Genomic DNA, 9,903 nt, shown 5'->3' with positions numbered 1-9,903 from the left:
ATTTTTTACAAGTTCCGTTTTTTCCATCTAATACCACCTTAAAGAAGAATTTCATAACGTCGACTGGTACACGTGAACGAGAAATTGGTTCCGTAATCCATCGATAAAACCATTCAAGTCTCATCTGTTGGAAGAATTTTGGTGCACGCCTTTTAACACCTGCTATTACGTCGAAGCTTCCCCCGACACCCATTGCTAGTTTAAAAGGTAGGTACATATGCTGATAAATCCACAGTTCTTGCCTTGGAGCCCCCATACCAACAAACAGAAGATCAGGTTTTAGTTTTTTTATCTCATTTGCTGGTGTTTGATCTTCAAAGTATCCGTGGTGGTATCCAACTATATTTATACCTTTTGCGGATAATCTTTCCGTAGCCTTTTTTATTACATCCGGCTTAGCACCCAACAAATATACTCTCCACTTTCTCAACCTTGCCTCTTCACAAAGGTACAGCATTGTGTCGATCCCTGGTACTCTATCAGTTTTTACTTTGCAATGCTTTTTCAAAGCCCAAACAACCCCTGCTCCATCTGGCAGGTGAAATGTAGCATTTCTCAAAGCTTCATCATAGTCTGGTATTTGCTGAGCTTTCAGAAATATTTGACTGTTCAAGGTTACAACAAACATTTTCTTACCTTCTTCGATAGATTGAACAAGAAATTTACGTAATTCGTCAGCTTTACCACATATCAGTGGATAAGAATAAAAAAATATTTTGTCCAATCTTTCACCACACTTTCATCACCGAAGATAATAATCTTTAGTAGATTTTTGACAGCTGCGACTACAAAAAAACCGGGTCGGTAATTCCGACCCACAGATTTCTCATCTGGTGCCGAGGGCGGGATTTGAACCCGCACGGGAAATCCCACATGATCCTGAGTCATGCGCGTCTGCCAATTCCGCCACCTCGGCTCTTTTATCTTCAGTGGTTATGGTTCAACTGATATTATATCATAGAAGTTACAACTTTCAAGAAAGTGAAAACTTTTTTGATCAGAATGGCTCTAGGAGACCTACTAGCAAAAACAAATTGGGGGAAAAATAACCCAGCTCCACATATAATCTATCTTTCATTTTCATACCTGGAGGATCCGGTGCATAATATCTGAACTGAATATAAAGGTTTTCTGACGGATTTGTTATTTGAAAATTATTTGAAAAATCGTACAAAAATCCCAATCTTAGTTCGTTTCGGTTATTGTATTTGAGTATTATGGAAGGTCCGAAGGTTATTTTCATTTTAGAATCAGAGAAATTGTTGAATACATTCAACATGGGACCTATACCTAGGTACATTGGGGTGTTAAAGAAAAATGCGCTGTTTATATTCCAAAAAGAATTTATTCCGTAGTCTGCATTCGCTACAAAAGTATCGCTCTCGTAACCAATTCTAAAAGTCCAATTATTCTGTTTAGAAAAGTTATAACCTACTCCGACGTTCACAAAAGCAAAGACTACAGTTTCTACAAAGAAAAGTAAGATGATTAAGAAGAGCGCTTTGTATTTCACAATTGTTCCCTCCTTACAACGAATTTCTCAAAAATCAGTGTGATTTTTTCATCTGTTTTGTCGTTTCTAATCTCTATACTTTGTGGTACGTTATCTTTCATTTTCAACAGTACCACGATTGGTTGTACACCGAACCTTGCAAGTACCTGAAAATTTCTCGGACGGAATTCTATTCCATCCTTGACATTTTTTGATTCAAAAAGAGGGGAAGAAAGAAAATCCGTAAGACTCTGAATAAGGTCACTTATTTGAGGTAGTTCTGCCTTAAACGTTTCTGTAACTTTGTACTTAAGGTAACTGTACTCGGCTTTTCTTGTTAAGACGTTGTATTTTATTACGATGTCCTTTAATATTTCTGGTTCTTTTATAGTGAATGTGAACTCTTCAAGATTCACAATTTTCATTTCAAAGTAAGTTGAAAAAAGCTTTCTTTTTCCATCACTTATAACATCAAATATTAGTTTAACCGTTATATCGAAATTTCGCTTTCCAGATATTTTCTCTATAAATCCAAATACACTTATACCATTTTCTGTTAGGGGCTTTTGCTGAGGCAAAACTGTGCCAAGTAAGGTAACAAGTAAAAGTACGGCGATAAACTTTTTTAGGTTAAGACCCATATTCGAAAAAATCACCTCTACTGGTTTTTATGCGCACTAGTTGTGTCACTAGTTTTAGATGAACTTGCTCCAAAATTCGATATGTCAACTAAAATTATAATAAAATCGATAGGAAAAACTACTTGTCTTCCGGTCTTAGTTAACTCCCCGATTACACTTAAGTATTTTGTTATATAATCTAATCTATCCTCAGCAAAAGCAACGTCAAAATTTGAACCAGGAAAAGTCTTATCAACTATATTTTCTACGTAAGCCTTGAGTGTCTCGTTTTTTCTGAGTATTAGTACTGTATTTTTCTTGAAATCAACATTAACACCATCGTAGAAAATTTTGTTGGGTTGAAAACCGGCATTTTTGAACATTTCTTCTATAACTTTTCCGGTGTCTAAATTACGTTTAGATGTATTGTTAATAACATAGCATCTATACTTTTCTTCCACTTTTTTTTCACCGGTTGCAAGTGATTGCATATAACTTTGAAGTTTTGCTTCATCAATATACAGATTGCCATCTTGTCCTATATAAAATGGGAACATTATACTTTCAATCTTAAATCCACTTCTCAGTTTTGAAGCTATGTAAACAATTTCACCGACTTCTACGTTTAATTCTGTGCGTTTTCTTATATCTCTATAAAGAGCTGTCAAAGAAAGTATGTTTTTACTCATGGCTTTTTGAGCAAGCTTTTCAATAATTACCCTTTGTTTGTCAAGTCTACCTATATCTCCTTCCGCTGTTTTTCGAAATCTTAAGTAAGCTAATAATTGTTTTCCATTCATTCTATAATATCCAGGAGAGAAGTTAATCTCTAAATTTTGAGCTACATCTTTGTAATGCATTGGTCTATCTACGAAAACATCTATAGGACCTAATTCATCTCCGAGGTACTGGAATATATCATAGTCAACGATGACGTACCTGTTAATTTTCATACCTGTAAGTAGCTCTATGCGCTTCTTAAAGTTTTCAATCCCTTCGTTTTGATAATAAGAATTTATTTTTCTACCATCAACTATCAAATCCCTCGGAATACTTGATATTAAGATCTTTTTGTTTGTTAGATCAACGCTTGTAACCAGTATTACATCGGTACGTCGAGTATTCCCTATGTCTTTGTCAAGACCAAGGATTAATATGTTTACAGGATCTTCTGTTGGAACAAAAAGAAATCGCAAAAACATCTCAACCCATATTGTTGAAACAAACAAAGCAACAGCCATTCCAAATACGATAATGGCTATGTAAAGGAAGTTTTTCATACTGAATCTCCCTTAACCCAACCAATGTAAGGTAAATTTCTGTATTTCTCATTCCAATCTAGTCCATATCCAACTACAAATTTATCTTCTATATCAAACCCAACAAAGTCAGGTGCAACTTTAGATTCCCTTCCAAGTTTTCTTAACAATGTAACCACTTTCAGATCAGCCGGCCTGTACCTTCTAAGGTACTCTAATATATAAGATAGTGTAAGTCCAGTGTCTAAAATATCCTCAACAACTATTACATACCTTCCCTCAATAGGTTCATCTATCCAACTCTTAACCCGGATCCTTCCTGTTGACGAAACTCCAGAATAACTTGATACTTGAATGAACGAATACTCAACGTTCATATCTATATCTTGAACGAGCTCACTAAAGAAATGTATTGAACCTTTCAATACACAAACTGCATGAAGTATATCAGTCTTATCCTTATAATATTTTGTTATTTCTTGTCCTAATTCTTTTATTCTTTTTTTTAATTCATCACTTGAGATCATTATTTCAACCAAAAAGATCGCCTCCTTGAAATAGTTTGGAAATTTCACATTGAAGGTTGCAAGTTTTCTTATTCCGTATTTAAATATTAAGTTAAATTTCTCACTTTTCAATAACACCAGCACATAAAACCTGGTCTTGGTTGTAAAATACAGCTATCTGACCTGGAGTAACTGCAAAGACATGTTCTTCAAATGAAACTTTTAATTTTCCATCCAACTTCTTCACAAAACAACTTATTTCGTTGAACTTTTTCCTTATTTTTACAGTAGCTTGAAATTGCTCTGGTAAATCATCCAGAAAGTTAACATTACCAACTATCATTTCCCTTTGGTATAACTCTTCCAACGGAGCAACAACAATGTAGTTTCCATCAATATTTTTAGTTTTAACGTAATATTTTTGACCTGTTGCTATCCCGAATTTTCTCTGCCCTATTGTATAAAATGGAAGTCCACTATGTTGTCCAATTATTCTGCCTTCGCTGGTTATTATGTTGCCTTTTTGTATTATTATTCCCTGTTCCTGGAAAAAGCTTTTAAAGTCATTATCTGGCAAAAAGCACAGGTCTTGTGAATCGGTCTTTTGAGCCACATGTATACCAACTCGCTGTGCAATTTTTCTTACCTCATCCTTTGAGTACTCACCATTTGGAAGTAATATCTTGTTTAACTTCTCTTTTCTTATAGAGGCTAAAAAATAAGATTGGTCTTTATCTTTATCAACAGCTCTGTATAATTTCCCATCGATAATTCTGGCATAATGTCCAGACGCAATGAAATCTAATCCGTCAGAAATTGCTTGTTCAAAAACTACTCCAAATTTTATAATGTCATTGCAAAAAAAACACGGATTGGGAGTCCGTCCTAAGAGGTTTTCATTGATAAAATAGTTTATTATCTTTTCTTTAAAAATTTCTTCTACATGGATTATCTTGAATGGTACGTTAAATTTTTTCGCAATCATTCGAGCATCGTGGGTATCTGATGGACTGCAACAAACTTTATGTTTAATTTGTTTAGTTATATAAAGCTCGTCTGAAACAGTTTTCATATGATAAGCTATTACATCGTAACCTTGTTCTAAAAGTAGATAAAGTGCAACTGCGCTATCCACTCCTCCGCTCAGCAATATTCCAACCTTTTTACTCAACTTTTGCACCTCGCAATATAATCGTCCACTAGATCCTTCAGAGTTATTGATTTTAATGCATCTCTCATCTTTTCAAGCACAAATTCCCAAATTTTATTAACAGTACAACTTTCAGGCGAACCATTTTTATCATTTACATCGACAAAACATTTTATAGCATCAGTTGGATTGTCGACAGCGGAAACAATATCATAAACTGTTATTAGTTCAGGGCTTTTACCAATTTCATAGCCTCCACCTCTGCCTCTATAGGCTCTTAGTATACCTTTTCTTGCCAATTCTGCAAGTATTTTCTCTATAAACTCAAGAGGTAGTTTTTCATGACATTTTTGAATAAGTTCACGAGCGTTTACACGCTTACTTTCGGTACTTATTAGTATCATTATTTTTATTGCATACTCACTCTTCATTGTAATTGCCATATTTTCACTTCCCTTTGTGTCTAAGATTTGTGAGCATTACTGTACATTCTTCTCAGGATATATGATATAAACTGGATGAGGTGATACCCCGTTATTCAAAGCCATACGTACATCACTCACGTATACGTCTATTCGATTACCTTTTATCGCACTTCCGGTATCCTCAGCTATGAAAATAGTATTATTTAAAGTGGGTATATAAACAAGAGAACCAAGAGGTATAACACTTGGATCCACTGCTATAGTTTTAAACTGTTCAGGTACTCTCCCATTCCTTGCAATTCTAAAGGTTGGATGTGAAGGTACTTTTCCATCATCCCACTCGGAATAAAAAGTTACAGTAAATACTCCTTTGTATTCGGTGAAAAGTCTGAGTGGATCTCTTGGTTCGCCTTCTATATATAGTTCAAAATGAAAAACATCAATACATTGTCCTAAGGGTTTTGTATTTGAGATAAAACTCCCTGGTTTAACAGATGTGTTCACGCCGCCATATACAGCTATTATCATATTTCCATGATCAATTCTAACTGTATTGTTATCAACACTTAGTATTTTTCCAGGTAGGATAGGATATATATCTTTTCCACGTGCATATATATCCATTCCAATGCTTGTTATTCCATTTTTGTTCTGACCAAAATAGGTGATGATATCCGATGGAACTATTTTAACAGGTGTTCTAACATATTGTGAAGGTTCACTCACAGGGATTTTTATCACCTGACCCACGTAAATCTTTGAAGCATCAGAGATGTTGTTTATCGATGTTAAGTCATTTAACTTTACGTTATAGGCGCTTGCTATGCTGCTTAAATTGTCTCCTTGCTTTACAACGTAGTAAATGTAACCACTCTTAAGTCTTAATAATTCTTCAGGTGACAAACTCTGGATAGCTGCTTTTATTTCTTGAATTTGTTGCTGAAGTTGTTTTAGAAATAGTGTATCATTCTGTGTTAAATTAAATGACATACCATCTTGCAGATTTCTTAGGCGCATATTAACAAGATCGAGCTCCTTTTTTACATTCTCTATCTCTTTCAATTGATTTTCTACATTCAACATCTTGTTCGCAATTGAGTTGGTAACCTTTTCTAAATCACCAAGTTTTTTTGTAAGCTGAATCATTGAAGAATTTGATGCTGTTATATTTGTTTGCAATTCCTGGATTTTACTTTCCAAAGTACCTATCCTACTTGAAAGTTGTGTATTAATCTTGTCCATATCATCTATTTTCTTTGTAAACTGAATCAATGAGGCTCCTGATGTTGTTGAAACAGATTGAATTTCTTCAATTTTGCTTTCTACAGCGCCAATTTTGAATGAAAATTTCCTTTCAAGTTCTTGAATTTTATTCTCCGCTGAAGTTGTTTTTGATGAAAGTGAGGAAACATCTTTTTCCAAGTCTGTTATCTCTTTTGAAATTTGCGCAATTTGATTGTTTATTGAAGAGACATTTTTTTCAAGTGTTAGATAGCTTTCAGCGATCTCGGAAATTTTCTTGACATTTTCAACATTTGTTTGCAAAGTTTGGATACTAGTTTGAAGATTCGAAACAGTTCTTTGTAATTCTGAAATTTCAGAGTTTCTTGTAGGGCTTTTCTGATTTATCTTTTGCTCTAAATTTTCAACCCGGTTGTTGATATCACTCACGCTCATAGATAACTCAAGGTAATTTCCCAAAGGAAAACAACCAGATAACATAAAAAAGAGAATTAATAAAACTGGCAAAAAAATTCTTATTCTTCCTTTATCTCCTGCCATCTATCCTTCCCTGCCTTGACATAGAATGATTTTGAAGTTCGATACTTCGTAACCAGCAAAGAAAACCATTTTCTTGCATCTTGAATTTTACCAAGCTTGTATGATATCTCACCAAGATAAAATACTATCATTGGTTCTTTTTCTTCATCAATGTGAGATGTGCTATAACACTCTTCAAAATTCACAAGGGCTTTGGCAAGAGCTTTAAGTTCGTTCTCATTATCTTCAATTTCTCTGTAAAGCCAAGCAATTCTTAAAAACATTTCCGCTACTTTACATGGTAATCTTTTTGCCTTGTAAAACAAGGATGCAATCGCGTACGACAATATAGCTACCTTGTGATCTCGTTCTTTTGAGAAAGATAAATCGCTTGGAATTCTAACTTGGTTCTGCACATTTTTGATTTCGTCAAGATAAACTGGGGAAATTTGAGATTCAAAATCACCTTCTAAAGCCGCATAATAGCAATTTTCACACACAACAATAGAATACAAAAGCACATTAATACCTTCGTAGTTTGGTTTCAGGTCAGGATCATAGCTTTTTATCCTTATCTTGTCAGTAAAGACTTTCTTACTCATGACTGTACCACCACAGAGAGGACATTTGTACTTCTTATCCCACATTTCTGGCATTTTCTCACCTTTCATCCGTTAATAGTAAAGCTTCTACAAAATCTTTTGGATTAAATGGCTTTAAGTCTTCGATCCCTTCCCCCACACCTATGAATTTTATAGGTATACCAAGTTCTTTCGCAATCGCTATAGTTATACCACCTTTCGCTGTCCCGTCAAGTTTTGTCAAGACAATTCCAGTGACGTTAACTACCTCTTTAAATATCTTTGCTTGCTGTAAACCGTTTTGCCCTGTCACTGCATCCAATACCAAAAGAACTTCATGCGGAGCACTGGGTATTAACTTTTGCACAACACGATTTATTTTTTGCAATTCGTCCATTAGATGTTTTTTGTTGTGTAACCTTCCAGCCGTATCGAGCAACACAATATCTTTTGATTTTGAAATGGCATGACTCACACTATCATACGCAACAGCAGCAGCGTCTGCACCTTCTGTGTGAGCTATAAACGTTGCGCCCGATCTATCAGCCCAGACTTTGAGTTGATCTATTGCTGCTGCTCTAAAGGTATCACATGCTCCGATAACGACTTGCTTTCCTTCGCTTTTGAACATATGAGCAAGCTTACCACACGTCGTGGTTTTTCCAGAGCCATTAACACCAACTATATTTATTACAAAAGGCTTATCACTTGACGAATTCAATGAGTTGTTATTAGTTAGTATTTCTATAAGTATCTCTTTAAGCGCTGAAAGTGCATCATCTGGCTTCAACTTTTCAAGTTTTGAGATAATATACTCAGTTGCTTCAACGCCCACATCGGCTGATATCAACAGTTCTTCTATTTCCTCTTTTGTTTGAGAATCAAACTTTTTAAATTTCAGTATTTCCCCTATTTTATTAAAGAATGCATCTCTACTTTTTCTAAGTCCTTCTTTTAGCTTTTCGAAAAAACCCATAGCTAACCTCCCTGCGGATTTATAATTTTCAGTCTAAATCTATGCATGCAAAAACCAAACCATTTTTCTTACTTATTATAACCCTGTCAAATTTTATGTTCAGCCGCTCCAATAATCTATCTTTCATCAATGATTTTATAACAACCCTTTTCTTGGCTATTCTTACAAGATCTTGTAAAACATCGTTGGTTAACGTGTCATAACTTGCCAATGGTCTTAGTGGATTAAGTGCTGAGCTTTCAAAGATAGGGTTTTCAAACATTGGATCACAGTAAACAATGTCAAATACCTTGTCTTGTTGTTTTTTCACAAACTGTTTCATATCTGCATGGTAGAGTTCAATTTTTTTGATTGCATTGTTTATCCATTCATCCTTGGCAACATATTTTTTCAATCCATATGAAATGACTCTGAATATATGTTCCGAAACTTCAGTACCTATAACCTTCTTAACAAAATGCGAGATAAAGACTGCGTCCATTCCAAGTCCAAATGTTCCGTCATACACAATATCATCTTTCGAAGGTTGTAAAGCCTGTAAAAGGTAATCATGTCCTTCTCTTTTATAATTTTCCATTCTTATCTTTGCAATTCCAGGATGGAAAAAAAGTTTATGGTTTCCAACATTTAAAGAGAGATTCAAATTATTATCCACAACATAGTAAAACCGTATAACACCTTGTTTTATTCTTTCTGTTAAATGACGTCTGTTGTAATACGGAATACCGAATTCATTTGACAGTTGCTTAGCTAAGTTTACAGCATACTTAGAACCGTTGTGTGAGGTCGTAATTATAACCGTAGTTTCAGGAACATTTTTAGAAACTTGTTGTGTTTGTTGAAACATCAGTCTCTTGAATTTCCTCCTTGTTTTTCGATTCTTCTAACTGCTTAACTAATTCTTGAAGCCTTTTCAATGTTTCTTCCTTTTGAATTAATTCTTCCTTTGCCTTTTCATAAGCTTGCTTTACAGCTTCGTACTCTTTTATTGTTGTTCTATACCTCAGATAACTTGTTAGAAAATAGCTCAGGAAAACTAACAGTATAACTATATAAAAAAGCACAAGGAGATTAAATTCTTTCCTCTTGACTTTACTTTTTAACTTCAGATAAAGACACCTCTTTTACTGTCC

12 protein-coding genes, 1 tRNA gene and 2 pseudogenes are annotated in these 9,903 nt (G+C 34.6%); all 15 read right to left on the bottom strand.

Features of this window, described 5'->3' with window-relative positions; all coding sequences use genetic code 11:
- Positions 1-724 (bottom strand): WecB/TagA/CpsF family glycosyltransferase (locus N2Z58_06630; protein ID MCX7654332.1); only part of this gene is annotated, 724 nt, incomplete at its 3' end.
- Positions 691-861, bottom strand: coding sequence for a hypothetical protein (locus N2Z58_06625; GenBank protein ID MCX7654331.1), 171 nt, complete (start codon positions 859-861; stop codon positions 691-693). The genes N2Z58_06625 and N2Z58_06630, both read right to left, overlap by 34 nt.
- Positions 832-916 (bottom strand) — tRNA-Leu (locus N2Z58_06620). Before N2Z58_06620 ends, N2Z58_06625 begins: the two co-directional genes overlap by 30 nt.
- A gap of 81 nt (positions 917-997) precedes the next feature.
- The gene (locus tag N2Z58_06615) at positions 998-1,513 is read right to left on the bottom strand and encodes a hypothetical protein (protein ID MCX7654330.1); all 516 of its coding nucleotides are present in this window, start codon (positions 1,511-1,513) and stop codon (positions 998-1,000) included.
- Positions 1,510-2,133: a hypothetical protein gene (locus N2Z58_06610; GenBank protein MCX7654329.1), complete on the bottom strand. Its 624-nt coding sequence runs from the start codon at positions 2,131-2,133 to the stop codon at positions 1,510-1,512. Before N2Z58_06610 ends, N2Z58_06615 begins: the two co-directional genes overlap by 4 nt.
- A gap of 17 nt (positions 2,134-2,150) precedes the next feature.
- Positions 2,151-3,392, bottom strand: coding sequence for an LCP family protein (locus N2Z58_06605; protein ID MCX7654328.1), 1,242 nt, complete (start codon positions 3,390-3,392; stop codon positions 2,151-2,153).
- Positions 3,389-3,910, bottom strand: a complete 522-nt coding sequence (gene hpt, locus N2Z58_06600) for a hypoxanthine phosphoribosyltransferase (GenBank protein ID MCX7654327.1) — start codon at positions 3,908-3,910, stop codon at positions 3,389-3,391. Before hpt ends, N2Z58_06605 begins: the two co-directional genes overlap by 4 nt.
- An 88-nt stretch (positions 3,911-3,998) precedes the next feature.
- Positions 3,999-5,048: a tRNA 2-thiouridine(34) synthase MnmA gene (gene mnmA / locus N2Z58_06595; protein MCX7654326.1), complete on the bottom strand. Its 1,050-nt coding sequence runs from the start codon at positions 5,046-5,048 to the stop codon at positions 3,999-4,001.
- Positions 5,045-5,470, bottom strand: coding sequence for an Rrf2 family transcriptional regulator (locus N2Z58_06590; GenBank protein MCX7654325.1), 426 nt, complete (start codon positions 5,468-5,470; stop codon positions 5,045-5,047). Before N2Z58_06590 ends, mnmA begins: the two co-directional genes overlap by 4 nt.
- A 36-nt stretch (positions 5,471-5,506) precedes the next feature.
- Positions 5,507-5,719, bottom strand: a pseudogene (locus N2Z58_06585) (3D domain-containing protein).
- A 471-nt stretch (positions 5,720-6,190) separates the two neighbouring features.
- A pseudogene (locus tag N2Z58_06580) lies at positions 6,191-6,442 on the bottom strand (LysM peptidoglycan-binding domain-containing protein).
- Between the two features lie 767 nt (positions 6,443-7,209).
- Entirely contained in the window at positions 7,210-7,869 is a 660-nt protein-coding gene (locus N2Z58_06575) for a DUF2225 domain-containing protein (protein MCX7654324.1), read from the bottom strand.
- A 4-nt stretch (positions 7,870-7,873) separates the two neighbouring features.
- A complete protein-coding gene (ftsY, locus tag N2Z58_06570) occupies positions 7,874-8,770 on the bottom strand; it encodes a signal recognition particle-docking protein FtsY (protein MCX7654323.1) in 897 nt (298 codons plus the stop codon).
- A 28-nt stretch (positions 8,771-8,798) separates the two neighbouring features.
- Positions 8,799-9,617, bottom strand: a complete 819-nt coding sequence (locus tag N2Z58_06565) for a class I SAM-dependent methyltransferase (protein MCX7654322.1) — start codon at positions 9,615-9,617, stop codon at positions 8,799-8,801.
- Positions 9,589-9,834: a hypothetical protein gene (locus N2Z58_06560; GenBank protein ID MCX7654321.1), complete on the bottom strand. Its 246-nt coding sequence runs from the start codon at positions 9,832-9,834 to the stop codon at positions 9,589-9,591. The genes N2Z58_06565 and N2Z58_06560 overlap by 29 nt, the downstream gene beginning before the upstream one ends.
- Positions 9,835-9,903 lie beyond the last annotated feature (69 nt).

It is taken from the genome of Fervidobacterium sp. (genome assembly GCA_026419195.1).
In the GTDB taxonomy this organism is placed as follows: Bacteria; Thermotogota; Thermotogae; order Thermotogales; family Fervidobacteriaceae; genus Fervidobacterium.
Note: the sequence above shows the minus strand (reverse complement) of the source record. Positions and strands in the feature narration are given on the sequence as shown.